Raw genomic sequence first — 25,847 nt, 5'->3', positions numbered from 1 at the left:
AGATGGTCGCCCGCGCCCGCGGCGACGCGGTGGTGGTCAACCTGCCGGTCTGGGAAGGCCTCGTGCGCGACGCCTACCGCGACTACAACGCCGCCATCGTCTCGGTCGCCGTGAAGATCATGAAGGGCTAGTCGCCGGTGGTGGAGACGGAGGCGGCAGCTTCAGGCCCTGCTCCGGCGTGACCACGGTCAGGTAGGGCGCCTTCACCGTCTGCGGACTGCCTAACGCCGGCGTCCGATGCGGGCTGGGCGGCAGAGACTTCAGGTAAAGGGCCACCGACATCGCATCCGCGTCCGTCAGGTTCGCATAGGTGCGCCAGTTCATGATCGGCGCCAGCACCCGGCCGTCCGGACGCTGGCCGGTGCGGATCGCCGCAACGATCTCGGCCTCGCTCCACTTGCCCAGGCCGGCCTCGGGGTCGGGCGTCAGGTTCGGCGGATAGAAGACGCCCAGGCCCGGCAGGTGGAAGCCCACGTCGGCGCCCGCGAGGAACGTCGCCGGCGTTCCCGGCGTCGGCCCGAAGGCGTTGGCGTCGTGGCAGCCGTTGCAGTCCATCACGGCGACCAGGTACTTGCCCCGGTCGATGGACGATTCGGGAGCCGCAACGATCGTTGCGGCCGGCGGCTTGGCCGGCGAACATGCCGCGAGCGACGCCGCGGCCAAGGTTGCAGCCAACACCCTCGAGACGCCCGCCGTCATATCCCGCCCTCCAAGCTTCGCCTTGATGCAATGAGGGCGCGGGTCCGGTCGGCTGTCAATCGGGCGGCGAGGCTTACATCTCGACGATGCTGGTGAAGCCGCCGTAGATCATCCGCTTGCCGTCGAAAGGCATGGAGGCGGCGTCCTGCTTGAGGCGAGGTTCGGCCATCACCTTGGCGTTGATTTCGTCGCGGGCGGCTTTCGACCCGTAGGTGATCCAGGAGAACACCACCACCTCATCGTCCTTCGCGAGGACGGCGCGGGGAAACGACGTCAGTTCGCCCACCGGCGTGTCGTCGCCCGCGCACTCCACGTACGACAGAGCGCCATGCTCCATCCACACCTCGCCGGCCTTGCGAGCGACCTCGCGATACGCCTCGAGGTTCGCCTTGGGCACGGCGAGCACAAATCCATCGACGTAGGGCATTGCGGTCTCCTTGCGTTGAGACCCAAGGACGTAAGCGTCCTGCCCGATCCGACAACCCCGGAATGTCGCCGATGAACCGACCGTCATCTCGCGGGTTCAAGCGCGGTTCAGGTCCACGCCGCTATCCCTGGCGTCATGACCGATCGAAAGGATCATCCCATGAAACATCTGCTGTACGCCGCCGTGGCGCTCGTCACCGCTGCAGCGCCCATCGCCGCTTCCGCCCAGGGCTATGACTCCCGGCAGGAACGCCGTGAAGACCGCCAGGAACGCCGCGAGGACCGCGGCGAACTGCGTGAAGACCGCCGTGACGCCCGGCGCGACGGCGTGGTCACGCCCGCCGAACGCCGCGAGTTGAACCGCGATCGCGCGGAAGTTCGCCAAGGCCAGCGCGAGGCGCGCTTCGACCGCCGGCGCGCCGAGACCTGGCGCGACCGTTCCGAGTGGCGCGCCTATCGCGGCGCCCGTCAGGGATATTGGTATGCGCCCGGCTACGGCTATCGCCCGATGGCCCGCCACAACAATCACCAATGGCGGCGCGGCGCCTACGTGCCGACGAGCTATCGCAGCTACTACGTCCAGGATCCCTACTACTACGGCCTGAACGCGGCGCCGCGCGGCTATCGCTGGATCTATGCTGACGGCAACTTCGTGCTGATGGCGCTGACCACCGGGCTGATCTCGCAGATTATCACGAACGGTTACTAGGCATCTCCGCCCGTTGCGGCCTTCCGGTCGCGGCGGGCGGAACCTTGAGCGTTGGCGCGGCTTTCGCTCACGACCAACCAGCGAGGCGAACGATGAGCATCTTCGGCAAGATCATGGACAAGATCTTCCACCGCAAACCCGCGGAGGCGCCGCCCGCCGCCGCGCCCAAGCCTGCCGCGCCGCCCGTCGCCACGGCTACGCCCGCGGCGCCGGCGCCCGCCGCACCGGTGGACGTGGAGGCCGTGCTCACCGAACTGGCCCAGGCCAAAGGCGGCGGCGGCAACTGGCGCACCTCGATCGTCGACCTGCTGAAGTTGCTCGACCTCGATTCCGATCTTGGCTCGCGCAAGGAGCTGGGTCAGGAACTCGGCGTCCACGCCGGCGCCGACGGCAGCGCCGAACAGAACATCGCCTTGCACAAGGCGGTCATGAAGAAGCTCGCCGAGAACGGCGGCAAGGTGCCCGACAGCCTCAAGGACTAGACGTCTAGAACCTCACCCCGCCGGCCATGATCTTCTCGTGGCCGGCTTTGGTGACCTTGACGTAACCGCGCTTGGCGTCGCGGTAATAGAGCGCGCCCTTGACCCGCGCCGGGTCGTAGCCTTCGGCGACCAGTTCCATCTTGCGATGCTTGAAGGTGCCGGTGACATCGATCTGCGGCAGGATGCGGATGAACGCCGGCTGGGCGTAAGCTGGCAGGTCGCGCTCCACGTGTGCGCCGAACGCCGCCAGGTCGAAGTCCGGCTCGACCACCAGTCCGGCCATGCCGGCGCGGCCCTCCGCGCCCTCGATCGGCACGCCGTAGACGATCGCCTCGCGGACGCCAGGCGCCGCCTGCAGATGCTCCACCACCTCGCCAGTGGAGACGTTCTCGCCCTTCCAGCGGAAGGTGTCGCCGACCCGGTCGATGAAATAGAGGTAGCCGTCGCCGTCCTGGCGCATCAGGTCGCCGGTGGCGAACCAGGCGTCGCCCTTCTCGAAGACATCGCGCAGCACCTTCTTCTCCGAGGCCTGCTTGTCGACATAGCCGCCGTAGTCGGACCGCGCGTCGCCGCCGATCCTGCCGATGCATTCGCCGATCTGGCCGGGCTGGCACTCAATGCAGAACCCGTCAGTCCCGCGGATCGGCTCGTTGGTCTCCGCGTCGAACTGCACCAGCCGAATATTGAAGCGCTTGCGCACCCAGCGCGGCACGCGGCCTACGGCGCCCTCGCGGCCGTCGAAGTTGAACAGCGAGACGTTGCCTTCGGTGGAGCCGTAGAACTCCAGGATCTCCGGGATGCGGAAGCGCTGCTTCATCTGTGGCCAGATGTCGGGGCGCAGGCCGTTGCCGAACGCCAGCCGCACCTTGTGGCGGGTCTCGTCCTCCTCAGGCGGATGGTTGACCAGATATCGGCAGAGCTCGCCGATATAGACGAACATCGTGCAGCCTTCCGAGACGATGTCCGGCCAGAACTGGCTGGCCGAGAATTTGCGCTTCAGGACCACAGAACCGCCGCTGAGCAGCGCCGCGCCCAGGCCGCAGAGGCCGCCGGTGGCGTGATAGAGCGGCAGGGCCACATAGACCCGGTCCTTGGGCTTGGCGTCTGTCGCCCCCGCGAAGGCGCGCATGTAGAGCTGGGCGCGCAGGTGCGACACCCGCGCCGCCTTCGGCAGGCCGGTGGTGCCGCTGGTGTAGATGTAGAGCGCGGTGTCGCTGGCGGTCATGTCCTCGCGGACCGAGCGGTCGGGCGGAAGCTGGCTGCAGCTCTTCAGCGCCTGCGCTAGATCGCGCTGATCGCCCTGGGCGCGGCCCAGCACCCACTGCAGCATCGGCCGGTCGAGCTGGTCGCGCGCGGCCTCGAACACCGGCGAGGTGTCGCCATCGACGATGCAGTTCGACGCGCCGGAGATGTTCAGGCAGTGGGCCAGCGCCGCGCCGGTGAGCTGATTGTTGATCAGCGCGGTGATCACGCCGACCTTCGACAGCCCGTACCAGGCGGCGAAATACTCCAGGCGGTTGGGCATGAACAGCGCCACCGTCTGACCTCGCCGCAGCCCCGCCCCCTTGGCCCAATGGGCGAAGCGGTTGGCCATGGCGTCCAGCTCGCCATAGGTCAGAGTGCGGCCCTCGAAGGTCATCGCCGGGCGCTCGCGCCAGTGCTCCACGGCGGCCTGGAGGTCGTCGCAGACCAGGGTCTTCGACTCGGGTGACAGCGGGCGGATCCGCCCCAGCGTACGGTTCAATCCGCGGAAGAAACGCAACTCACGCTTAAGCTTGGCCTTCAAACTCATCTCGCCCTCCGCCGCGGCGTCACCTTGCGTGCGGCCCAGCTAATGGGTCAAGCGAGGCGAGCAGCGCGGATGGTCACACCCGTGAGAGGCGAGCGTCCGCACACCGTTGAGACAGCCTGCACGCACCGGCGCCACGCAAGCTGCCAGAATCGGGCGATTTAGTGTTCAGATAAGATCTAAATATCGGCGGATTTTTTTCAGTCTAGGTGATGACTGTCAGCGTAATCCACGCCTATCACTATGGAAGATTGCCCATGTGTGGCCACCTATACGCCGGCCGCCAGCCAGGTCGAGCCTCGCGTTCCTTAACGACGGGCGGAACAACCTGCACTAACGTCCGTTATGCTCCCGATTGGAAATTCAGGAGGGACCTATGTCTGTCGATTTTACCGCCGCCGCTGCTCGAGACGAGTTGACGCGCGACGAAGCCGATAGCCCGATGTTCGCGACCCAGCCGGTTTACGCCCGTCCGACCAAGCGCCGCTCCACCAGCGCCTTCGGGGCCATTCCGCCCGTAGCGCTGGTCGGCATCCCCGTCGCCCTGGTTGCGATCGGCGCAGCCGCCTACTTCGTCCTCGCGCCGAGCGATAACAGCACGGTGGGACTCACGCCTGGGTCGCCTGCGCCGGTCGTAGCGATGGCGCCCGCCATTCCGCCCGCGCCGATGACGTCGCCGCTTGATGCAGCGAGTGAGCCGGCCGCCCTAGCGGCAGCGACGCCTGCCCCGGTCGCGGTCACGCCGCCCGTGGTCGAGCGCGCAGCCGCGCCCGCTGCTCGACGCGAGGCGCCGGTACGGGTGGCTCGCGCTCGTCCGGCCCCGGTGGCGAGCGACAGCGCGCTATCGTCCGGCGAGGACGCCAGCGCCACGCTCCCAGCCGGTCCGCAGCCGTATGGCAGTCTGACCCGCGCGCCAGGCGAAGCGCCGCCGGCCGTGGCCCCGCCCGTCAACCCGGCGCCGACCGATCCCGCCGTGACCCAGAGCACGACCGGCGCGTCGGAGTCGCCTGAAGCCGCCGCCGCCACAAGCGCGGCGATCCCTGAAGCGGCCACCGAGCAACCTGCGACGGCGGTTCCGTAAAGTCCGAGGCGTCTGGAACGTGAAGAGGGCGGCTCCACCGGGAGTCGCCCTTTTTCATGGCTGGCCTAAGGCTCGGCGCGACCGCTCGCCTGGGCCAGGGCTTCGCGCAGCATGTCGAACCCGACGGCTGCGTCCCGGTCACGGGGGCTGGTTGCGCGGCGCGCGACGAAGTCCTCGACGCTTTCACCCAGCAACAATTCGGCCGCACCGACCACCACCGCCATCCGGTACGTGCCGACCAGCTCATCCAGCGCCCGCGCATCCACCACGCCGCTGAGAATCTGCGCGACGCCTTGCGCCGTCTTGCCTCGGAACCCCGCCTGGATCATGTCGCCCAGCACCAGCGTTTCGGTATCCACGGGATAGAGCTGACGCAGATACACCGCGACGGCCGCCCCGAAGCTGGCCCTGGGATCCAGCGCGTCATCCGCATCGAGCTCCGGCATTGGCGGCTCCTGACCAGTCGCGATCAGCGCAATGCTGACGCTTTCGATTTGGACGGCGCAAGCGCGACTTCCTGCGGATCGGCCAATCAGGCCGCGAGCGCGTCGATCTCGGTCATCTCCTGCGGGGTGAGGCGCCATTCCGAGGCCTTGACGTTTCCGCTGATCTGCTCGGCTCGGGTCGCCCCGGCGATCACCGACGACACCTGCGGATGACCGAGCAGCCAGGCGAACGCCAGGTCCAGCATGGTGCGCCCGCGCGCCTCCGCGTAGGCGGTGAGCGCCTCAACCTTGTCGAAGTTCTGGTCGTTGAGAGCCCGCGCGGCCCGTTCGCCCCAGGCGGCCATGCGGGTGTCCTGCGCCGGCGGCTCGCCGCGCTTGTACTTTCCGGTGAGCAGGCCCGAAGCCAACGGGAAATAGGGCAGGAAACCCAGGCCGAAGCGCGTGCAGGCGGGCAGCACCTCCTGCTCGGCCTTGCGGTCCAGCAGGTTGTAGCCGTTTTGAGCGGACACGAAACGCGTCAGCCGCTGGTCGCGCGCCGTCCAGTCGGCGTCGGCGATCATCCAGCCGGTGAAGTTGGAATTGCCGATGTAGCGGACCTTGCCGGCCTTCACGACATCGTCAAGCGCCCGCAGCGTCTCGTCTATCGGCGTCTCCGGGTCGGGGAAGTGCATTTGATAGAGGTCGATATAATCGGTCCCGAGCCGCGTCAGGCTCTCGTCCACCGCCTGCATGATCCATCGCCGAGAGGCGCCGCTACGATGCGCGGCGTCGCCCATCGGTAGGCCGAACTTCGTCGCCACCACCACCGACTGACGGCGCGCGCCCAGCGCCTTGCCGAGCATCGGCTCCGACTGCCCCTGCCCGTACATGTCGGCGGTATCGAACAGGGTGATGCCGGCCTCGATCGCCGCATCGACGACGGTCTGGGCGGCGTCCTGACCGATCCGCATGCCGAAATTGTTGCAGCCCAGCCCGGTCTCGCTGACCTTCAAGCCGCTGTCGCCCAATCTGCGCAGTTCCATGGCGTCATCCCTGCCCGTAGCGAAGCTGCCTTAACAGCAGCCATTCTTCTGGCGGCGCTTTTAGCCGAATCCCCGAACGCCGTCGTGCGAAAACGCCAAGGCCGTGGCCCCGCCAAAAACCTTACAGGCGTCAGATTTTTCACCTTAGGTGTTGCACGGCGCAGCCGGGAGTTGGCACAATCGAGCGACCAGTTCGCCGCCTCGCCGCCCGCGGCGCTTTTTTCGAAAGTCTCCGCCTTTGACGATCCCCGCTCCCGCTGGCGCAAGCGCGCTCGCCGCTCCGCTGACTTCAGTCGAGGCCCTGGTCGATGGCCTGGGGAGCGTCGGCTACATCGCCTCGCGCCGCATCGCGACGGCGCTGTACATGGCGGTGAACCTGCAGAAGCCGATCCTGGTCGAGGGCACGGCCGGCGTCGGCAAGACCGAACTGGCGCTCTCCACCGCCAAGCTGCTCGGCCTGCCGTTGATCCGGATGCAGTGCTACGAGGGCCTGGATGAAGCCAAGTCCCTGTACGAATGGAAATACGGCAAGCAACTGCTCTACACCCAGATCCTCAAGGACCGGATGGGCGAACGGCTCGCCGACGCGCTCACCATGCACGAGGCGATGGACCGCCTGCACGGCATGGGCGACCTCTTCTATTCCGAACCGTTCCTCGAGCCGCGCCCGCTGATGCAAGCCCTGCGGCACGACGAGGGTTGCGTGCTGCTGATCGACGAGATCGACAAGTCCGACGAGGCGTTCGAAGCCTTCCTGCTGGAGATCCTGTCGGCTTATCAGGTGTCGATCCCGGAACTTGGCACGGTGGTCGCCAAGACGCCGCCGATCGTCTTCCTGACCTCGAACAATGTGCGCGACCTGGGCGATGCGCTGAAGCGCCGCTGCCTGCACCTGCACATCCCGCTGCCCGACGCCGAGCTCGAGCAGCGCATCGTCGCCACCCGCGTCCCCGGCATCGAACAGTCGCTGAACGAACAGTTGGTGAGCTTCGTCCAGGCGCTGCGCACGATCGACCTGCGCAAGTCGCCGTCGATCTCGGAGACGGTCGACTGGGCCCGGGCGTTGATCCTGCTGCACGCCGACAGCCTCAACGCCGATCTGGTGCATGAGACGCTGAACGTGCTGCTGAAGTTCGAACAAGACATCGCCGCCGTCGAACCGCAGATCAGCCAGCTTCTGCAACCGGCTTAGGGCGCGCCCGCGATGCAGCACACCCTGGAGGAATTCCTTCGCGCGCTGCGCGCCGCAGAGGTGCTGGTGTCGCCCGCTGAGGCGATCGACGCCCACAAGGCGGTGGCCCAAGTCGGCTATCAGGATCGCCAACTGCTGAAGGACGCGCTGTGCGCCACGCTCGCCAAGGGCGAGGACGAGGTGGTCCGCTTCGATCGCACCTTCGACATCTTCTTCAGTCGCCCGGCCTTCACGCCGCGGCGCAAGGACTCCGCGCCGCCCAAGGAGCAGCCGCCGCTTCCTGAGGCGGAGGGCTCGCGCCTGGTCGAAATGCTGCTGTCCGACGACGGCTCCGGCCTCTCCCAGGCCATGGAGGAAGCGGCGCGCGAGACTCGCGTGACAGACATTCGCCTGTCCACCCAGCGCAGCCGCGTCACCCGGCGCATGCTGGGCGCGATGGGCTTCGACGAGATCGAGCAGGCGATCAACGCCGCGCGCGGTCGCGGCGACTCGCCTGGCGAGGAGCTCGCCGAGCAACTCGAAGAGGGTCGCCGCACCCTGCTGGCGGAGGCGACCCGCTACGTCGGCCGCCAGCAGGAGCTGTACGCCGCGGACGGGGGCAAGCTGTCGCGCGAAGAGGTGCTGGCCAAGAAGGCGCTCGACGCCATGGACCTCGACGCTCACGACATCGCCGCCATGCAGGCGATGGTGCGCAAGATGGCCAAGCGACTGGCCGAGCGCTACTCGCGCCGCCGCCGCAAGGCCAAGAAGGGCGACCTGGACGTACGTCGCACGCTCCAACGCAGCATGGCCTACGGCGGCATCCCGTTCGTGCCGATGTGGAAGTACGAAAAGCAGGACCGGCCCGAGATTGTGGTCATCTGCGACGTCTCCAACTCAGTGGCCGCGGCCGCCAAGTTCCTGCTCACCCTGCTCTACAGCCTCAACGAGGCGGTGGAGCGGATGGACGCCTTCGCCTTCTCCTCGCACCTGATCTCGGTGAATGACGTGTTGAAGGACAACACCGTCGAGCAGGCCATCGTCGAGGTGCTGAAGCGCATCGCCTTCCAGCAGACCAACTATGGCCAGGCGCTGCAGGATTTCTGCGATCAGCACCTGCACGAGGTCAATCGCCACACCACGGTGATCATCCTGGGCGACGGGCGGACTAACTTCATCGATCCGCGCATGGACCTGATGCAGATGATCCAGCAGCGTTCGCGCGCGGTGATCTGGCTCAACCCCGAGGACGAAAGCCGCTGGGGATCGGGCGACAGCGTGATGCACCGCTACGCCCGCTTTTGCCACGTGGCCAAGACCTGCAATAGCCTGGGCCAGCTCGAGCGCATCGTCGAAGACGTCCTGCGCTCGTACTCACCGCACTAGATCGCGCCCTTCCCCTTGGAGGGGGAACGGAACCACCGCGCCCTACGCCTTCTTCAGCAATGCGGTGTCGATCGGGAGTTTGCGAATGCGCACGCCGGTGGCCGCGAAGATTGCGTTGCACAGCGCCGGCGGGGCTGGCGGCAGGGCCGGTTCGCCCAGGCCGGTCGGCAGGTTGTCGGTGATCAGGAAGTGGACGTCCACCGGCGCGGACTCGCTGATGCGCATCAGCGGATAGTCGTTGAAGTTGCCCTGCACCACCGCGCCGTTGTCGAAGGTGATCTCCTGGGTCAGCGCGCTGCTGATCCCGTCCAGCACCGAGCCTTGGACCTGGTTGTCCGCGCCCGCGGGATTGACGATCTGGCGGCCCACGTCGCCGACGGCCCAGGCCTTGATCACCTTGACCGCGCCGTCGTCAGCCACCGCCACCTCGATCACCTCGGCGAAATAGCCGCGATGGCTGTAGTGGAAGGCGCAGCCCAGGCCTGAGCGCGCCGGCAGTTTGCGGCCCCAGCCCGCGCGCTTCGCCACTTCGGCCAGCACCCCACGCATGCGACCGGCCTCGTAGACCGCCGGATCCTCGCCGACCTTATCGGCGTCGCCCAGCAGCTTCAGGCGGAACGCCACCTGATCGGCGCCGGCCGCGTGCGCCAACTCGTCGATGAACGAGTGCGCTACCCAAGACAGGGCGTTGGAGCGCGGCGCGCGCAGCGGCCCCGTCGGGAAGCCCAGCGGCATCAGCGAAGTGTCGTAGCGATAGTTCGGCACGAAGCGAGCCGGGAACTCGGTGGGCGCCATGCTGGCGACGGAGATCTGCTCCTTGTCGCCGAAGGTGACGAAGTGGTTCTCCCACGCGGTCACCGCACCGCCCGCATCGAGGCCGGCGCGCAGATAGTGGTAGCCGCCCGGCCGGTAGAAATCATGGCGCATGTCGTCTTCGCGCGTCCACAGGAGCTTCACCGGCGCGCCGGCCTCGCGGGCGATCCACGCCGCCTCGACCATAGGGTCGTTGGTCAGGCGCCGGCCGAAACCGCCACCGCCGCGGATCAGGTGGACGACGATGTTCTCCGGCGCGATTCCCAGCGTCTTGGCGACGAGTTGGCGGCCGGGCTCGGGGAGCTGGGTCGGCGCCCACATCTCCATCTTGCCGTCCTTGAAGTGCGCCGTGCAGTTCTGCGGCTCCAGGTTGGCGTGGCTGATGAACGGATAGACGTAAGCGGCCTCGACGGTCGTCGCCGCCGCCTTCAGCGCTGCCGTTGTGTCGCCGTCGCTGCGCAGGGTTTGCTGCGGCTTGGTCTTGGATAGCTCCGCCGCTCGCGCATCGAAGTTCGCCGTGCTCTGGGCGGAGGTCGGATGCGCGGCCCACTGGACGTTGAGCTTTTCGCGGCCCTTCATCGCCGCCCACCAGCTGTCGGCGACCACGGCGACGCCGGGCAGCAGGCCGGTGAGCTCTGTCCCGCCCTCGACGACGAAGGCCTTGCGCACGCCCTTCACCGCAAGCGCCGCGGTGAGGTCGGCGCTAGACACCTTGGCCCCGAACACCGGGGCCTTGAGGAAGGTCGCATACAGCATGCCCGGCAGACGCGTATCGACGCCGAACAGCGGCTGGCCGGTGACGATTTTGAGGTTGTCCACCTGGCCGGTGAACTTGCCGATGATCTTGTAATCCTTGGCGTCCTTCAGCGGCAGCAGGGCCAGGTCGGCGGGCGCGGGCATGGCCGCCGCCTTGGCGGCCAGGGCGCCGTATGTGGCGCGCTTGCGGGTGCGGGCGTGGCTGACCACCCCAGACGCCGTAGTGCATTCCCCGGCCGGCACGCCCCAGTCCTTGGCCGCCGCGGCGACGATCATCGCGCGGCCCGCCGCGCCCACCCGGCGCAGTTCGTCCCAGTGCAGCGGCGTCGCCGTGCTGCCGCCGGCGATCTGGCGTCCATAGGCCACAGGGTCGTTGTCGGCCTGCTCGACGCGGACATCCTTCCAGTCGACGTCCAGTTCCTCGGCGATGATCATCGGCAGCGAGGTCTTGATGCCCTGGCCGACCTCCGGGTTCTTGCCGATGATGGTGACGACGCCGTCGGGCGCGATGCGAACGTAGGTGTTGATCTTCGCCGGCCCGACCGCGCCCGTCGCCGCCTCGCTGCGCCCGGCGAGACTGAAGGCGATCACCAGGCCGCCGGCTCCGGCGCCGATGCGCAGAACGTCGCGCCGCGAGGCGCCGCCACGCGTCTTTTCCACCTGGCTCATGGTCAAGCTTCCTGACCGGACGCGCGCTTGATGGCGGCCCGGATGCGGTTGTAGGTCGCGCAGCGGCAGATGTTGCCGTTCATCGCCGCATCGATGTCCGCTTCGCTGGGCTTGGGTTTGGTCGCCAGCAGCGCCGTGGCGGACATGATCTGCCCGGCCTGACAGTAGCCGCATTGTGCGACGTCGAGGTCCATCCAGGCCTGCTGAACCCGCTTGCCCAGCGGGTTTGCGCCGATCCCCTCGATGGTCGTGACCTTGGCCGCCCCGACGCCGGACGCCGGCGTCGAGCACGAGCGCACCGGTTGGCCGTCGATGTGCACCGTGCAGGCCCCGCACGCGCCGACGCCGCAGCCGTACTTCGGGCCCACGATCCCCAGCGTGTCGCGCAGCACCCAGAGCAACGGCATGTCGTCGTCGACATCCACCGTGTGCTGCTTGCCGTTGATGTCGAGATTGATCGCCATGCGCGTCTCCCTGCACCCCCCAATGGTAGAGCGCCGCCGCGAAGATCCGCAAGCTTCCGTCGCGGCGCGGGTGCTGGCGCGCTAGAGCTCGCGCATGATCTTCGGACTGATTCTCGCCGGCGGGCGTTCGCGCCGCTTCGGCTCTGACAAGGCGCTGGCGACGCTGGGCGGCGTCACCCTCCTGGCCCGCGCCCATGCCCGGCTGACCCAGGTTTGCGACGTCGTGGCGGTCAGCGCGAGCGACACGTCATCTGTAGCGGCCACGGCGCGGGCGCTGGGCTCCCCGGTGTTGCCCGATCCGCGAGGCTCGCCGCGGGGACCGCTGTCGGGCGTCCTTGCCGGCCTGGAATGGGCGCAAGGCAAGGGCGGCGGCCAGTTGATCACCCTGCCCTGCGACGCGCCGCTGGCGCCGATTGACCTGGAGTCGCGGCTGCTGGACGCCATCGGCGACGCGCCCGCCAGCGTGGCGCGCACGCCTGACGGGATGCAGCCGCTGTGCGCCGTCTGGCGTTCGTGGATGATCCGGCCGCTGGCGCTGGCGCTCGCCGACGGCCTGCACCCGCCCGTGCATCAGGTGTTGAGCGACGCCAACGCGGTCGAAGTAACCTTCCAGGACGCGACCGCCTTCCTCAACATCAACACGCTCGAGGACCTGGCCATCGCCGAACGCCGGTTGCGCTAGGCGCCGGGCAGCTCGACCAGCACGTCCGAGAGCTCATTAGGATTGTCCGGGCCTGGCGGGAAGTGCTCGGCGAGGACATCGGCGCAGAGCTCGATGGCGCGGGCGAAACCCTCGCCGGCGTCGCCGCGGCGCAGGCCGTCCGTGAGGGCCGCCATCGCCTGGTCCCAAACCTTGGAATCCACCTTGGCGGCGATGGCTTCGTCAGCCAGCAGTTCGGCCATCCGCTCCTGCAGCGAGACGAAGATCAGCACGCCCGTTCGTTCGCGGGTCATGTGGAGGTTGTGGGCCAGGAACTGCTCGTGCGCGCGGCGGCGCACGCGGTGGCGCTTCAGACCCGCCGGCGTCAGGACGCGGCGCATGGGCGGAAGCGACACCAGCACCAGCACAATGGCGAACAGCACGCCCTGCAGCAGAATCACGCCGCCCAGCGCCGCGCGCACGGCGCTCTCCGCCATCTCGCCGGCCTGCACCGCCGTCCAGCCGCCGCCGAGCGCGTCGGGAAGCGATACCTCGATCCCCGCCAGCAGCAAGACGGCCGGGGCCAGCAGCGCTGCGCCGGCGGCCCAGGCCAGCGGCGTCTCGCGATATTCCGAAGATTGCGCCGCGGCGACGCAGAAGATCTCGCCACGCGTGCGGGCCTCCGCCGTGCGAACCGCCTCGCGAACGGTGTCGCGATCCTGAGCTGTCAGGGGGGTCACCATCGGCCTGAAGAGCCTCCGCCGCCGAACGATCCGCCGCCCCCTGAGAACCCGCCGCCGGAGCTTCCCCCGCCGAAACCGCCACCGCTGCTGAACCCGCCTCCTCGTCCGCCACCGCCACCGCCGGACAGCAGCAGGGGCAGCCACCACCACGCGCCGCTGTGGCGGCGTCCGCGGCCGGAGAACACCCGCAGGATTCCGCTGAGCAGCCAGAACAGCACGAAGATCACCACGATGGTCGGGATCTGCACCCCTTGTTCGGGCTGCGGCTTCGGCGCGGCGGCCTTTACCGCGACTGCGCGGGCCTGGTCGTCAGGCATGGAGAGCTGCTGGATGATCGCCTCGGCCCCATCGACGATCCCCGCCTCCACCTTGCCGTCCCGGAACCTCGGCAGCACGCGTTCCTGCAGAATGACGCTGGACAGGGCGTCGGTGAGGACCGGCTCCAGGCCGTAACCGACCTCGATACGCACCTGACGTTCCGACGGCGCGATCAGGAACACCACGCCGTCGTCGCGATCCTTGTCGCCGATCCCCCAGGCGCGGCCCAGCTGATAGCCAAAATCCTCGATCGGAACGCCCTGCAGATCGGGCACTGTGGCGACCACCATCTGGCGTCCAGTCGCGGTTTCCAGCGCCGCGAGCTTGGCGGTCAGATCCGTCTCGGCCTGCGGCGACAACACCTGCGCACCGTCGACCACGCGCCCGCTCAGCGCCGGAAACTTCGGCGCCGCTAGCGCGGCCTGGCCTAGGCACAACCAGGCGCAGGCCAGCATCCAGACGACGGCGCGCTTGGCTGCGGTCACCCCGTCGGCCTCATCTGGCGGGGACGGCCGCCGCGGGAGCAGGCAGGGCGGCGGGCGGCGCGGCGGGCTGCATCGAAACCGACGGCGCGGCCGGGGCTGTGGGGCCGAAATTGACGCTGGGCGCAGTCTGGGCCTGGGGCGCGGCGCTGAACGTCTGCATCGGCTTGGCCCAGCGATGCACGGTGCCGGCCCACAGGGCGCCCGGGAAGGTACGGATCTCGGTGTTGTAGTCGCGCACCGCCTCGTTGTAGTCGCGCCGCGAGATGGCGATGCGGTTCTCGGTGCCTTCGAGTTGGCTTTGCAGGGCCAGGAAGTTTTGGTTCGACTTCAGGTCGGGATAGCGTTCCGATATCACCATCAGCCGGCCCAGCACGCCCGACAGATTGTCCTGTGCGGCCTGGTAGGCCTGGAACGCCGCCGGGTCGGTGAGGGTCGAGGCGTCGACCTTAACCTGGGTGGCGGAGGCCCGCGCCTGGGTCACGGCCACCAGCACGTCGCGTTCCTGAGCGGCGTAGCCACGCACGGTCTCCACCAGGTTAGGGATCAGGTCGGCGCGGCGCTGGTACTGGTTCTGGACCTCGGCCCACTGGGCCTTGGCCCGCTCGTCCTTGGTCGGGATGGTGTTGACGCCGCAGCCGACGAGCAGCAGCGGGACCAGGGCGAACAGCAGGGTGCGCGTCAGGCGGTGGGCAGGCATGGTCACGGGCGAAGGCTCCCCTCGAGCGATGTCGATCCAATGTGGACCCCGAGACGAGCCTGCGCAACGCGCAGGCGCCTGCGATCACATCCGCGCGAGATTGGCGATCGACGCGCAACTCCAGGTGGATCGACGCAACTGCGCCTCAGTCCTGGATTTTCTGCCTCACTCGCCTCGTCCCCACAGTTCCAGTCGCGCGAGTTCCAGTGCCCGAAGTGCGTCCCTACTATTCCGTGCGCAGCCTTAGCGCCGCCTATTACGACCTCATCACGCAAGCCGACACCAGCCTGCAGGGCGACGTCGACACCTACGCTGAACTCGCGCCGCCGGCCGGCGAGATCCTCGAGCTCGGCGTCGGCACCGGTCGCGTCGCCTTCGCCCTCGCTGAGCTTGGTTTCAGCGTTGTCGGCGTCGACCTGGCGCCCGCCATGCTCGCCCAGGCAGAGGCCAAGCGCGCCAACCTGGCGCCGCATGTGGGCGCTCGCGTGATGCTACAGCTCGGTGACATGACGTCGCTCAACATCGGTCGGGTCTTCGACGCGGTGATCTGCCCGTTCTTCGCGCTGTCGCACCTGCCGGCGGGCGCAGCGTGGCGAAACACCTTCGCGGGCATCGCCAGCCACCTGCGCCCAGGCGGTCGCGCCGCGGTGCACATGCCGCTCGCCGAGCTGATGCAGCGTCCGGCTCCAGCCCCCGACGCGCCGGTGATGCGCGCACCGGTCGACGACCAGGGCCGCACCCTGAACCTCTACGTCCGCGAACGCAGCTTCCGGCCACGGATCAACCGCTTCGACCAGGTGCTGGACTATGTGCTGGCCGACGCGTTCGGCGCCGTCGAGCAGCGCTCGCTGGAGCGCCAGACCTATTACGCCGCAGATCCGACGCCGTTCGCCCTGGAAGCCGGCCTGCAGATCGACGGGTCACCAAGCCTGCTGGGCGGCGTCGGCGAGATCCATCGCTACCTGAAACCCGCCTCTGACGCCTGAGGCGGCTCGCGGCTGGACGTGGAGGGCGTTATTCCTAGGTATGGTCGCGAGGACACCTGGCCCGCCCAACCCCGGCGTCGTGATGGCGCTGGTCTCGGCTGCGCTGTTCGGCGCCAGCACGCCGTTTGCAAAGCGCCTGCTCGGCGAAGGGTTCGATCCCTGGCTTCTGGCGGGACTGCTCTATCTCGGTTCCGGCCTGGGGTTGAGCGCCTTGCGTCTTGCCCGGCATCGCGAATTCGCCGCGGCCGATAGCGAGGCGTCGCTTAGGCGCGGAGACCTGCCGGTTCTGGGGCTCGTCGTTCTACTCGGCGGCGCGATCGGGCCGGTTCTGCTGATGTGGGGCCTGACCACGACGCCGGCCTCGTCCGCTGCGCTGCTGCTGAACGCCGAAGGTATCGCCACCATGGTCATCGCCTGGGTCGTGTTTCGCGAGAATGTCGACCGTCGACTGCTGGCCGGCGCGGCGGCGATTATCGGCGGCGCGGTGGTTCTGTCTTGGCGTGGCGGTCCGGATGGCGTCGGCCTGGGCGCTCTCGCGATCCTCGGCGCATGCATTGCGTGGGGCGTCGACAACAACCTGACCAGCAAGCTGTCGTGGGCCGACCCGACGCAGATAGCGATCGCCAAGGGACTGGTCGCCGGCGGCGTGAACGTGGGCATCGCCCTCGCCATGGGAGCCGCGACGCCGATGGGGACGGCGGCTTTGCAAGCCGCACTGCTCGGCTTCCTGGGCTATGGGCTCAGCCTCGTACTGTTCGTCCAGGCGCTACGGCGCCTGGGCGCGGCGCGAACCGGCGCCTACTTTTCTACCGCTCCATTCATTGGTGCGGCGCTGGCGGTCGTCCTGCTGGGAGATCGTGTGACCGCGCAGTTGCTGATCGCCGGCGTGCTGATGGCGATCGGCGTCTATCTGCACCTATCGGAACGGCACGAGCACGAACACGAACACAGACCGCTGACTCACGCCCATCGCCATACGCACGACGCCCATCATCAGCATACGCATGCTGCGGGTGAGAGCGTCAGCGAACCTCACAGCCACGCTCATCATCACGGGGTGATAAGGCATCGCCACCCGCATTACCCGGACCTTCACCACAGGCACGGGCACCGCCGGCGCGAGCGTTAGGCCCGCAGCGCCTCAGGCTCGAAGTCGTCGTCCGCGTCGGTGAGCACGGCGTCCAGAGCCTCAAACAGGCGCTCCGCGGCTATCGGCTTGGCGACACAGCAGTCCATGCCGGCGGCGACATATTCCGACATCTGACGGGCCATGACGTTGGCGGTGATGGCGATGATCGGGGTGCGGGCGCGGCCTGTGGCGGCCTCGCGGCGGCGGATCCTCCTTGCCGCGGTCGGGCCGTCGACCACCGGCATCTGCACGTCCATCAGGATCACGTCGAACTCGTCGGCTTCCCAGGCGGCGATCGCCGCGGCGCCGTTCTCGACCACCACGGGCTCGACGCCGATCTGCAGCAGCAGGGTCTTGAGCACCAGCTGGTTGATCGGGTTGTCCTCGGCCGCCAGCACGCGCAGCGTGCGTTCGACGCGCGGCGCCGCTGCGACGAGCGTAGGCTCGAGCGACAGGCCCCCCTCGGCGATCTTCGGCATCGGCAGGGTGACGGTGAACACCGATCCCTGGCCGAGCGCGCTGTCGACCTCGATGGCGCCGCCCATCAGTTCCGCGAGCTGACGGCAGATCGACAGGCCCAAACCCGTGCCGCCGAACCGCCGCGTGGTGGTGGCGTCGGCCTGGGTGAAGCTGCTGAACAGTTTGCCGACGACCTCCGGCGCGATGCCGATGCCGGTGTCGGAGACCACCAGACGCACGAGGTCGCCGTCGCCCCAGGCCGCCACCTTGACCTCGCCGGCCTCGGTGAACTTGACGGCGTTTGAGACCAGGTTGTTGAGCACCTGGCGCAACCGGTCGGGATCGCCCTTGTAGACACCGGACGCGCCACCCAGGTCGAGCGTCAGGGCCAACCCCTTGCCTTCGGCGATCGGGCGGAACGCCGCCTCGACACTGCGCGCCAGCCGCGCCAGATCGAACTCCAGCGCCTCCAGCTCCAGTTTGCCGGCTTCGATCTTCGACAGGTCGAGAATGTCGTTCAGGATAGTGAGCAGCGCCTCGCCCGACTGACGGATCACGTCCAGACGCTCGCGCTGCACCGACTCCAGCGGATCGTGCGCCATCGCCTGGACCATCCCCATCACCCCGTTCAGGGGCGTGCGGATTTCGTGGCTCATATTGGCCAGGAAGGCGCTCTTGGCGAAGTTGGCGGCCTCGGCGTGCGCCTGGCCGGCCTCGGCCACCTTGCGCGCGGTGATGTTCTGCAGCGCGCCGATCAGGCGCAGCGGCCGGCCTTCGGCGTCGTTGATCAGCTTGGCGGTCGACGCGACCCAGACCTCCCGTCCGTCGGACCGGTCGACCCGGTACTCCGCGCGGAACGGCAGGCCCGTGCGCTTGGCATGTTCCCAGGCGGCGATCGCGCCGGCCCGGTCGTCCGGGTGCACGGAGCACCACACATCCTCGGCCAACGCCTCAAAGGTCATCGGGGCTTCGAAGAAGCTGTCGGACGCGCCTTCCTTCCATAGGGTGCGCGATGCGAAGTTCATCTCGTAGACGTGCAGGTCCGCTTCTTCGACGATGATCCGCAGACGCTCTTCCGAGCGCGCCTGCTGTTTGGCGACCAGGGCTCGCTCGTAGTCCCAGCCGATGGAGTCGGCGAGATCGGTCAAGGCTTCGGCCAGGGCGGCGTCGAACGGTCGGCGCTCGGCGCTGCGCACATAGAGCGCGGCGCCTTCACCCTTGAGGCCACGGATGGGCGCGGCGGCGAAGAAACCGTCGAGGCTGTCCAGCCATACCGGCTGGCCGCCCAACGCCGCGGCCAGCGGCAGGTCGGTGCGCTCCGGATCCGGCAGCACGCCGACCTCGGCGCCGACGAACAGCGCGCGCGCAATGCGGAGCGCGCGGTCGTAAGCCGGCTGGACCGAAATCAGACCAAATGGCTGTGCTGGAGTGGCGGACATGCGTCCTCGGGTTATCGAACAACCCGTAGCTAAGCCTGAAGCTGATCAACCGACCGTTAAAGCGGTCTCGGCGGACCGTCTCCACTTTGCAACACCTGCGCTATGCATAACAATTATACACTTTGTCGCACCCGTTTTAGTTGTGCGTGCAACCTCCTCCTCGACTCGCGTAGCGCTCTATCCGCCGAGTTCCTTGGAGCGGCGCACGGCGCGCGCCACGGCCTCGCGCAGCAGCGGATGCAGGCCGCTATCTCCCAGCAGCACGCCGAGCGCCGCTTCAGTGGTGCCGCCGGGCGAAGTGACCTGCCGGCGGAGTTCAGCCGGCTCTTCGCCGGTCTTGGCCAGAAGCGCCGCAGCGCCGCCGATCGTAGCGCGCGCCAAACGCGAAGCGTCGGCGCTGGAGAGGCCCGCCTCTACACCCGCCGCTTCCAGAGCCTCCAGGAAGGCATAGAGATAGGCTGGCGCCGACCCCGAGACGGCGGTCGCTGCGTGCATCTGCGCCTCGTCCAGCAGGTCGACCACCTCGCCCAACGGCTCGAACAGCGCCCTCGCCCGCAACCGCGCCTGTGGATCGTCCGCATAGAGGCTGGCGGTCCCCCGGCCGATCGCGGCCGCCGTGGTCGGCATCACGCGCGCGACGCTGCGGCCGCCGAACTCCAGCGTCAGGTCATCCAGCCGAACGCCGGCGGCGATGGAGACCACGATGGCGCTGGCGTGCAGCCAGGGCGCCACCTCGACCGCCACCTCGCGCCAGATCTGGGGTTTCACCGCCAGCACCACGGTCCTGGCCTCGGCCAGCACGCTGTCATGGGGATTGAGCCTCGCGCCCGCCGCCTGTGCCGCATCGGCGACAGGTCCGGCCATGGGATCGCGCAGGATCAGTTCGGAAGCATCAAAGGCGCCGGCCAGCCGCCAGCCCTCGATCAGCGCCCCGCCCATGCGGCCAGCGCCCAGCAGCAGGATGGGGGTCATCGGCGTCAAGTCTCCCGGCGGCGTTCAGCCCATCCTTAGGAGGACCCCGTCCGAAAGTGGAGGCTCTTTAGGCCTCGCCCACCGTCTCGAACATGCAGGCGGCGATGGCTTCCTCGGGCGACTTGCCGCCCTGCACCAGGAAGTCGAACGCCGGATAGAAGCGGTCGGCGCCTTCCATGGCCAGGTCGATCATCGCCGCGGCCTGGGCCAGCGACGGCTGTTCGCCGGTCATCAGCGCCATGCCATGGCGGAAGATGATCTCGCCGTCGTCCCACAACTCGAAGTGGCCCAACCAGACACGCGGATTGATCGCCGCGATCAGTTCGGCCGCCGCGGTGCGGCGTTCACGGGTGACTTCCAGGTCGAGCGACAGGCAAAGCTGCAGGCAGTCGCCCTCGGGGCGCCAGGCGAACCACAGCTCGTAGTCCTTCCAGTCGCCGCTGAGATTGAATGCGAGATCCCCGTCCTCAGTGCGATCGAACGCCAGGTTTTCAGCCGTCAGGACGTGCTCGACCACCTCGAGAGGGTCGTTGGCCATCAGGACGGATTCGTCAGACAGGGTCCTGTCCATATCGCCCGAGGTCCTTTCGCGTACGGCGGCGGGCGGGGAAATCGCCCGGCGAATCGCCAGTTCTATTTGAGGGTAGTCCGCTTCCCGCAAGCCACGTGACCGGCTTCTTGTGCGGGGCGAGCAACATTCACGTGTTTGGGGCCACGTCGTCCGTCGAAGCCTGCACGCCGCGCAGCGTCGCCACTTCGGCGCGCAATGCGGTGATCTCGGCCTTCAGCGCCTCGAACTCCTCGCGGCGGATCAGGTCGAATTCGGCGGCCACCTTGTCCGCCTGGGCGCGGAAGGCGGTCTTGGCCTCTTCGCCGGCGGCCTGGGCGAGGCCCATGGCGGCGGTGGTCAGCTTGGCCATTTCGTCAAGGAACGGGTTCTGCGTTTGCATCTCGGGCTCTGGTGGGCGGTTCTAGGGCGCCGTCAGTCTCTATATGGGCGCAGTGGGGGTGAAAGCGAGGGGCATCTCGTCTAAACCCGGCTCACACTTGGAGAAGCGCTGCGGTGACGTTCCCCGAAATCGACCCCATCCTGCTTCGGATCGGGCCGCTCGCCATACGCTGGTATGCGTTGGCCTATGTCACCGGCATCCTGCTCGGGTGGCGCTATGTCGCAGGGCTCGCGCGAAGCCCGCGACTTGCGCCGATGCGTGGGCCTGCCGCCACGACGCCGCAGATCGACGACCTGATCCTGTGGCTGACCCTCGGCATCATCGTCGGCGGCCGACTGGGCCACGTGCTGTTCTACACGCCGTCGCTGATCTGGACGAATCCGCTGGAGATCCTGCAGGTCTGGCGTGGCGGCATGAGCTTCCACGGCGGCGCCATCGGGGTGTTCACCGCCATCGTCCTGTTCGCGCGCGGCAACGGACTGGACCTGTTCCGCCTGGGTGACCTGATCGCAGCCGCCGCGCCGATCGGGCTGTTCTTCGGGCGTATCGCCAACTTCGTGAACGGCGAGCTGTGGGGCCGGCCAACCGACCTGCCCTGGGGCATGGTGTTCTGCAACCCCCAGATCATCGAGACCTACGGCCATTGCCCTGCGGGTCTGGCCCCGCGCCACCCTAGCCAGCTCTACGAGGCGGCGCTCGAAGGCGTCGTCCTGTTCCTCATCCTGCTATTCTCGGTCAGGAAGGGCATGCTCGACCGACGCGGCGTGGTCGCTGGCCTTTTCCTGTTGGGCTACGGCCTGATCCGCATCGCGCTCGAGACGGTCCGCGAACCTGACTTCGGCATGCCCGCATTCCCGACCATGGGCATGATGTTGAGTGCGCCGATGGTGCTCGCCGGCGCCTTCCTGGTCTGGCGAGGCCTGCGCGAACCCCTGCCTGCAACGCCAGTGACGGGTCCTGCCGCGGGTGTCGATGAGCCTGCGTGAACGTCTGGTACGGCAGCTGACAACGTCGGGCCCGATCGACGTGGCCCAATACATGACCGCCTGTCTGCACGATCCCGACTTCGGCTACTACGCCACGCGACCGGCGCTAGGCGCGGGCGGCGATTTCATCACCGCGCCGCTGGTCAGCCAGATGTTCGGCGAGTTGATCGGCCTGTGGATGGCTGAGTGCTGGATGCGGCTCGGCCGCCGCGACCGGGTACGACTGGTCGAGGTCGGCCCGGGCGACGGCACGTTGATGGGCGACATCCTTCGCGTCGCCGCGCAGGTTCCAGGGTTCCGCGAGGCGCTCGAAGTCTGGCTGGTCGAGTCCTCCGCCCCGCTCGCACAGCGTCAGCATGAACGCCTAGGCGATGGGCCGCGCTGGGCCGCATCGCTGTCAGAGGTCGCTGGCGACGCGCCGGTCCTGCTGGTCGCCAACGAGTTGCTCGACTGCCTGCCCGCCCGCCAGTTCGTCCGCGGCGACCGCGCCTGGGCCGAGCGGCTCGTCGGGGTGGACGCGGACGGACGCCTGGCGTTCGGCCTGGCGCGTACGCCCGCGCAAGGCCTGCTGCCCGACGCGCCGCCCGGCGCTGTGCTGGAGGTCTCCTCAGCCCAGGCCGCGTTCGGCGCCCATGTGGGACGGCTGGTCGCCGACCATGGCGGCGCAGCGTTGCTGATCGACTACGGCCGCGCGGAACCCGGCTTCGGCGACACCCTCCAGGCCCTGTTCGCCCACGCCAAGGTGGATTCGCTCGCCTGTCCCGGCGATGCGGACCTCACCGTCCACGCTGATTTCCCCGCGGTGCTGGCCGCGGCCCGCGAACAGGGCGCGCTGACCGCGGCGATCCTCACCCAGGCCGAATTGCTGTCGCGGCTGGGCGTCGCCGAACGCTGCGCGGCGCTCAGCGCGTCCCGACCCGACAGGGCCGCTCAACTCGCGCGCCAACGCGAGCGGTTGACCGGGGCCGATCAGATGGGCGAGCTGTTCAAGGCCGCCTGCATCCACAGCCCCGGCTGGACCCCGCCCGCATTCGAGGAGGCCGTATGAGCGGACTGGAAGTCCTGACCTCTCAGATCCTCGACCTGGCCGGCGTCGAGCACGCCTTCTTCACCCGCGTCGGCGGGGTGTCGGAGGGGATTTACGAGAGCCTCAACCTCGGCCTGGGATCCAAGGACGACCCGGGCCGCGTGCTGCAGAACCGCCGCCGCGTCGCCGAGCGGATGGGGACGAAGCCTGAATCCGTGCTCATCGCCTATCAGGTTCACTCGGCCCTGGTGGTCAGCGCCGATGCGGCGTGGGAAGACCGCCCCGAGGCCGACGGGGTGGCGACCAGCGCGCGAAGCCTGGCCTGCGGCGTGCTGTCGGCTGACTGCGCGCCGATCCTGCTGGCCGACGCCCAAGCGCGTGTGGTCGCCGCCGTCCACGCGGGCTGGCGCGGCGCCATCGACGGCGTGGTCGAGGCCGGCGTCGCACGGATGGTGGAGCTTGGCGCGCGGGCCGACAACATCAGCGCGGCGATCGGCCCTTGCATCGGCCCGTCGTCCTACGAGGTCGGACTGGAGTTTCTTGAACGCTTCGAGGCCGCCGACCCAGGCTATGGGCGCTATTTCGCCGCCGGGCTCGCCGACGACAAGCACCGCTTCGACCTGCCGGCCTTCGTGCTCGACCGCCTGCGCTCGGCCGGCGTCTCGCGCTGCGAATGGATCGGCCGCGACACCATGATCGAACCGCGCCTGTTCTATTCCAATCGACGCGCCTTCAAGCGCGCGGAACCGGACTATGGGCGACTGCTGTCGGCGATCATGCTGACCGAGCCCGGCGGAGGGTTGCTAGGCGCGCCCTGACTGCTAAAACGCCCGCGCGATAAGCCTATCATTCGGGGGTCTGATGAAGCTGCTGGCCGGCAACGCCAATCGTACGCTCTCCCAGGCCGTGGCCTCGCACCTGGATCTGCCGCTGACGCGCGCCCAGGTGAAGCGCTTCGCCGACAACGAGGTCTGGGCGACCATCGACGAGAACGTCCGCGGTGAGGACGTCTTCATCCTGCAATCGACCAGCTATCCGGCCAACGACAACCTGATGGAGCTGCTGATCTGCATCGACGCGCTGAAGCGTGCGTCGGCCAAGCGGATCACCGCGGTGATGCCCTACTTCGGCTACGCCCGTCAGGACCGGAAGACCGGCGGCCGCACGCCGATCTCGGCCAAGCTGGTCGCCAACCTGATCACACGCGCCGGCGCCGATCGGGTGCTGACGATGGATCTGCACTCCGGCCAGATCCAGGGCTTCTTCGACATCCCCACCGACAACCTGCTGTCCGCGCCGATCCTCGCCCAGGACATCAAGGAAAACTACGAGCGCGCGGCCGAGCTGCTGATCGTCTCCCCTGACGTCGGCGGGGTGGTGCGCGCGCTGGCGCTGGCCAGCCGGCTGAACGCCGATCTCGCCATCGTCGACAAGCGCCGCTCGGGCCCCGGCAAGAGCGAAGTCGCCAACATCATCGGCGACGTCAACGGCCGACGCTGCGTGCTGTTCGACGACATCATCGACGGCGGCGGAACGCTCTGTAACGCCGCCGAGGCGTTGATCGAGGGCGGCGCGGCGGAGGTTTCGGCCTTCGTCACCCACGGCGTCCTCTCCGGCGCGGCGGTCGAGCGGGTGAACAGCTCGGTGCTGAAGGAGCTGGTGATGACCGACTCCATCGAGGGTCCGCAGCACATCGCCGCCTCGGGCAAGATCCGCTACGTGAGCTGCGCTTCGCTGATCGGCGAGGCGATCCGGCGCATCGCCAACGAAGAATCCGTCTCCAAGCTGTTCGATTAGCGCTCAAGCGGCCTCCACGGCGACGCTTGGTCAGCTTCGGTTAAGGACGGTAGACACATTGTCGCCCGTCGCGCCGTGCTATCTTCGTAGGCGTAAGTTGAGGGAAGATTTGCCGATGGCTCGTGCTGTCTGGGTCCGTTCGGCCCTGTCCGTCGCCGCCGCTGCTGCGGCGCTGGTGATCACCGCCTGCGCCGGGCCGAGCGCCGGCCCGCCCGCGCCGCCGGCTCCCGCCGTCTCGCTGGCCCCCAAGGTGATCGAGCAGGCCAGCGCCTATCGCGCCTACATGGCCCGCAGCGCCGCGATCTCGCCGGCGTTTTCCGACGGCGCCGCGGTCTCGGGGGCGCTGCGCGCAGCCGCGGCCTACGAACCGCGCCAACTGGTTCAGGGCGCCGTGGCCTATGGCGCCATCGCCGCCCTGCAGGATCCCGCATACGTCGCCGGCGTCCGCACCTTTTCGCGCGATGTGACGCAGCGCCAGTCGATCGCTCAGGCGATCATCCGCAATCCCGCCTATGCCCTGAGCTTCCCCGGCGCGCCCACCGCGGCTGGACTGGTCACCACCGCTCTCGGCGAGGACGGCCGCCGCGTGTTCGAGCAAGGCAAGCAGGTCAAGCAGGCGGCCTACAGCGTCCAGCATTTCTCCTGGTCCAAGGCCGACGTCGCCAACCGCGATATCCGCCTGGCGCAGGCCAAGAGCCTTTCGACAATGCCGCTGAGCGGCGACGTGGCCGAGTCCTTCCGCCTGCAGCAGGCCGCCGGCGGCGGCGCGCCACTGGGCGTGGTCGCCACTCAACCTGCAGCTCCGCCCTATTCTCCCCTGGTGGTCCGCAGCCTGGCGCTGGCCGCGCTCGCCGTCCTCGGCGAAGCCGGCGAAGCCAATCTCGCTCAGCTCACCTCGGTGATGTCGGAGCCGGTCGCCGGCTCGTGCCTGAACATGTCCAAGCTGAACCTCTACCAGTGCCTGGCGGTGTCGAAGCCGCACTACGAGGACGTGTTCTGCATGGGCCAGCACATCCTGATGGACACCGGCATGTGCGTGCTGAAGGGGGCTGGCGCGCCCGCGCCATTGAACGTGCTCACCTCGCCGCTCACCGTGGCCTCGGCGACCCCGGTCTCGACCGCGGCGCCGATCGCCTCACCGACGTCGGGCATCCGCAAACCCTGAGCCTGCGCCCGCGTCGAATTCGTCGCGTCGCGGGCGTTGCCAGCGCGGGCTCAGGCGTGTATCTACCCGCACCCTTCAGATCTTGAGCGGGTTAAGACCGTCGCCGCACGGCTTCGCGCGGCGGCTTCGTTTTGAGGCGAG

At 68.3% G+C, this 25,847-nt stretch carries 27 protein-coding genes; 13 read left to right on the top strand and 14 right to left on the bottom strand.

The annotated features are described in order from the left end of the window. Positions 1-117: 117 nt before the first annotated feature. Together Q8R27_RS01715 and Q8R27_RS01710 are read right to left on the bottom strand one after the other, a co-directional pair. On the bottom strand, positions 118-699 hold the full coding sequence (locus Q8R27_RS01715; RefSeq protein ID WP_305697384.1) for a c-type cytochrome: 582 nt from the start codon (positions 697-699) through the stop codon (positions 118-120). A 73-nt stretch (positions 700-772) separates the two neighbouring features. Continuing rightward, entirely contained in the window at positions 773-1,126 is a 354-nt protein-coding gene (locus Q8R27_RS01710) for a DUF1428 domain-containing protein (RefSeq protein WP_305697383.1), read from the bottom strand. A gap of 159 nt (positions 1,127-1,285) precedes the next feature. On the opposite strand from Q8R27_RS01710, the gene Q8R27_RS01705 reads away from it, so the two are divergent. Beyond that, positions 1,286-1,834, top strand: coding sequence for an RcnB family protein (locus Q8R27_RS01705; protein WP_305596688.1), 549 nt, complete (start codon positions 1,286-1,288; stop codon positions 1,832-1,834). 92 nt (positions 1,835-1,926) lie between these two features. Continuing rightward, positions 1,927-2,316, top strand: a complete 390-nt coding sequence (locus Q8R27_RS01700; RefSeq protein ID WP_305697382.1) for a DUF3597 domain-containing protein — start codon at positions 1,927-1,929, stop codon at positions 2,314-2,316. A gap of 4 nt (positions 2,317-2,320) precedes the next feature. Here Q8R27_RS01700 and Q8R27_RS01695 read toward each other — a convergent pair whose 3' ends face one another. Continuing rightward, positions 2,321-4,108: a long-chain-acyl-CoA synthetase gene (locus Q8R27_RS01695; RefSeq protein WP_305697381.1), complete on the bottom strand. Its 1,788-nt coding sequence runs from the start codon at positions 4,106-4,108 to the stop codon at positions 2,321-2,323. A gap of 373 nt (positions 4,109-4,481) precedes the next feature. Here Q8R27_RS01695 and Q8R27_RS01690 point away from each other — a divergent pair, with 373 nt between their 5' ends. Beyond that, positions 4,482-5,186 (top strand): hypothetical protein, encoded by a 705-nt coding sequence (locus Q8R27_RS01690; RefSeq protein ID WP_305697380.1) that lies wholly within the window; start codon positions 4,482-4,484, stop codon positions 5,184-5,186. A gap of 65 nt (positions 5,187-5,251) precedes the next feature. On the opposite strand, the gene Q8R27_RS01685 is transcribed toward Q8R27_RS01690, so the two are convergent. Together Q8R27_RS01685 and Q8R27_RS01680 are read right to left on the bottom strand one after the other, a co-directional pair. Next, the gene (locus Q8R27_RS01685; protein ID WP_305597721.1) at positions 5,252-5,632 is read right to left on the bottom strand and encodes a hypothetical protein; all 381 of its coding nucleotides are present in this window, start codon (positions 5,630-5,632) and stop codon (positions 5,252-5,254) included. An 86-nt stretch (positions 5,633-5,718) separates the two neighbouring features. Continuing rightward, the gene (locus Q8R27_RS01680) at positions 5,719-6,654 is read right to left on the bottom strand and encodes an aldo/keto reductase (protein WP_305697379.1); all 936 of its coding nucleotides are present in this window, start codon (positions 6,652-6,654) and stop codon (positions 5,719-5,721) included. A gap of 238 nt (positions 6,655-6,892) precedes the next feature. Here Q8R27_RS01680 and Q8R27_RS01675 point away from each other — a divergent pair, with 238 nt between their 5' ends. Continuing rightward, the gene (locus Q8R27_RS01675) at positions 6,893-7,846 is read left to right on the top strand and encodes a MoxR family ATPase (protein ID WP_305697378.1); all 954 of its coding nucleotides are present in this window, start codon (positions 6,893-6,895) and stop codon (positions 7,844-7,846) included. Between the two features lie 12 nt (positions 7,847-7,858). Further along, positions 7,859-9,211, top strand: coding sequence for a VWA domain-containing protein (locus tag Q8R27_RS01670; RefSeq protein WP_305697377.1), 1,353 nt, complete (start codon positions 7,859-7,861; stop codon positions 9,209-9,211). Between the two features lie 42 nt (positions 9,212-9,253). On the opposite strand, the gene Q8R27_RS01665 is transcribed toward Q8R27_RS01670, so the two are convergent. Both Q8R27_RS01665 and Q8R27_RS01660 read right to left on the bottom strand, forming a co-directional pair. After that, positions 9,254-11,449 (bottom strand): xanthine dehydrogenase family protein molybdopterin-binding subunit, encoded by a 2,196-nt coding sequence (locus Q8R27_RS01665; protein ID WP_305697376.1) that lies wholly within the window; start codon positions 11,447-11,449, stop codon positions 9,254-9,256. Positions 11,450-11,451: 2 nt separating this feature from the next. After that, positions 11,452-11,913, bottom strand: a complete 462-nt coding sequence (locus Q8R27_RS01660) for a (2Fe-2S)-binding protein (protein ID WP_305697375.1) — start codon at positions 11,911-11,913, stop codon at positions 11,452-11,454. 94 nt (positions 11,914-12,007) lie between these two features. Between Q8R27_RS01660 and Q8R27_RS01655 the strand changes: the two genes are divergently transcribed. Further along, the gene (locus Q8R27_RS01655) at positions 12,008-12,595 is read left to right on the top strand and encodes a molybdenum cofactor guanylyltransferase (RefSeq protein WP_305697374.1); all 588 of its coding nucleotides are present in this window, start codon (positions 12,008-12,010) and stop codon (positions 12,593-12,595) included. On the opposite strand, the gene Q8R27_RS01650 is transcribed toward Q8R27_RS01655, so the two are convergent. From Q8R27_RS01650 to Q8R27_RS01640, 3 genes are read right to left on the bottom strand one after another with little or no spacing between them, the layout of a single operon-like run. Then, positions 12,592-13,296, bottom strand: a complete 705-nt coding sequence (locus tag Q8R27_RS01650; RefSeq protein ID WP_305697373.1) for a TPM domain-containing protein — start codon at positions 13,294-13,296, stop codon at positions 12,592-12,594. The genes Q8R27_RS01655 and Q8R27_RS01650 overlap by 4 nt on opposite strands. After that, the gene (locus Q8R27_RS01645) at positions 13,290-14,069 is read right to left on the bottom strand and encodes a YgcG family protein (protein WP_305697386.1); all 780 of its coding nucleotides are present in this window, start codon (positions 14,067-14,069) and stop codon (positions 13,290-13,292) included. The genes Q8R27_RS01650 and Q8R27_RS01645 overlap by 7 nt, the downstream gene beginning before the upstream one ends. A gap of 40 nt (positions 14,070-14,109) precedes the next feature. After that, entirely contained in the window at positions 14,110-14,796 is a 687-nt protein-coding gene (locus Q8R27_RS01640) for a LemA family protein (RefSeq protein WP_305697385.1), read from the bottom strand. A gap of 206 nt (positions 14,797-15,002) precedes the next feature. On the opposite strand from Q8R27_RS01640, the gene Q8R27_RS01635 reads away from it, so the two are divergent. Both Q8R27_RS01635 and Q8R27_RS01630 read left to right on the top strand, forming a co-directional pair. Then, on the top strand, positions 15,003-15,782 hold the full coding sequence (locus Q8R27_RS01635; RefSeq protein WP_305697372.1) for a class I SAM-dependent methyltransferase: 780 nt from the start codon (positions 15,003-15,005) through the stop codon (positions 15,780-15,782). Positions 15,783-15,864: 82 nt separating this feature from the next. Further along, a complete protein-coding gene (locus Q8R27_RS01630) occupies positions 15,865-16,911 on the top strand; it encodes a DMT family transporter (protein ID WP_305697371.1) in 1,047 nt (348 codons plus the stop codon). Here the strand turns inward: Q8R27_RS01630 and Q8R27_RS01625 are convergent. From Q8R27_RS01625 to Q8R27_RS01610, 4 genes are all read right to left on the bottom strand, one after another. Continuing rightward, positions 16,908-18,809, bottom strand: a complete 1,902-nt coding sequence (locus Q8R27_RS01625; protein WP_305697370.1) for a PAS domain-containing hybrid sensor histidine kinase/response regulator — start codon at positions 18,807-18,809, stop codon at positions 16,908-16,910. The two genes, Q8R27_RS01630 and Q8R27_RS01625, sit on opposite strands and share 4 nt — an antisense overlap. 177 nt (positions 18,810-18,986) lie before the next feature. Then, the gene (gene proC, locus Q8R27_RS01620) at positions 18,987-19,781 is read right to left on the bottom strand and encodes a pyrroline-5-carboxylate reductase (protein WP_305697369.1); all 795 of its coding nucleotides are present in this window, start codon (positions 19,779-19,781) and stop codon (positions 18,987-18,989) included. 67 nt (positions 19,782-19,848) lie between these two features. Continuing rightward, positions 19,849-20,352 (bottom strand): YbjN domain-containing protein, encoded by a 504-nt coding sequence (locus Q8R27_RS01615; RefSeq protein WP_305597706.1) that lies wholly within the window; start codon positions 20,350-20,352, stop codon positions 19,849-19,851. 127 nt (positions 20,353-20,479) lie between these two features. Then, positions 20,480-20,731 carry an accessory factor UbiK family protein gene (locus Q8R27_RS01610; protein WP_305597705.1) on the bottom strand — a complete coding sequence of 84 codons (252 nt, stop codon included), beginning with the start codon at positions 20,729-20,731 and terminating at the stop codon, positions 20,480-20,482. A gap of 113 nt (positions 20,732-20,844) precedes the next feature. On the opposite strand from Q8R27_RS01610, the gene lgt reads away from it, so the two are divergent. The 5 genes from lgt to Q8R27_RS01585 all read left to right on the top strand — a co-directional run bounded on the left by lgt (position 20,845) and on the right by Q8R27_RS01585 (position 25,706). Then, positions 20,845-21,717, top strand: a complete 873-nt coding sequence (gene lgt / locus Q8R27_RS01605) for a prolipoprotein diacylglyceryl transferase (RefSeq protein WP_305697368.1) — start codon at positions 20,845-20,847, stop codon at positions 21,715-21,717. Beyond that, on the top strand, positions 21,704-22,765 hold the full coding sequence (locus tag Q8R27_RS01600) for a class I SAM-dependent methyltransferase (RefSeq protein WP_305697367.1): 1,062 nt from the start codon (positions 21,704-21,706) through the stop codon (positions 22,763-22,765). Before lgt ends, Q8R27_RS01600 begins: the two co-directional genes overlap by 14 nt. Further along, entirely contained in the window at positions 22,762-23,562 is an 801-nt protein-coding gene (gene pgeF, locus Q8R27_RS01595) for a peptidoglycan editing factor PgeF (RefSeq protein WP_305697366.1), read from the top strand. Before Q8R27_RS01600 ends, pgeF begins: the two co-directional genes overlap by 4 nt. Before the next feature lie 43 nt (positions 23,563-23,605). Then, entirely contained in the window at positions 23,606-24,541 is a 936-nt protein-coding gene (locus Q8R27_RS01590; RefSeq protein ID WP_305697365.1) for a ribose-phosphate pyrophosphokinase, read from the top strand. Between the two features lie 115 nt (positions 24,542-24,656). After that, on the top strand, positions 24,657-25,706 hold the full coding sequence (locus Q8R27_RS01585) for a hypothetical protein (RefSeq protein ID WP_305697364.1): 1,050 nt from the start codon (positions 24,657-24,659) through the stop codon (positions 25,704-25,706). The last annotated feature ends 141 nt before the right edge of the window (positions 25,707-25,847 follow it).

The sequence above is a fragment of the Phenylobacterium sp. genome, from assembly GCF_030697305.1.
GTDB lineage: Bacteria > Pseudomonadota > Alphaproteobacteria > Caulobacterales > Caulobacteraceae > Phenylobacterium.
Note: the sequence above shows the minus strand (reverse complement) of the source record. Positions and strands in the feature narration are given on the sequence as shown.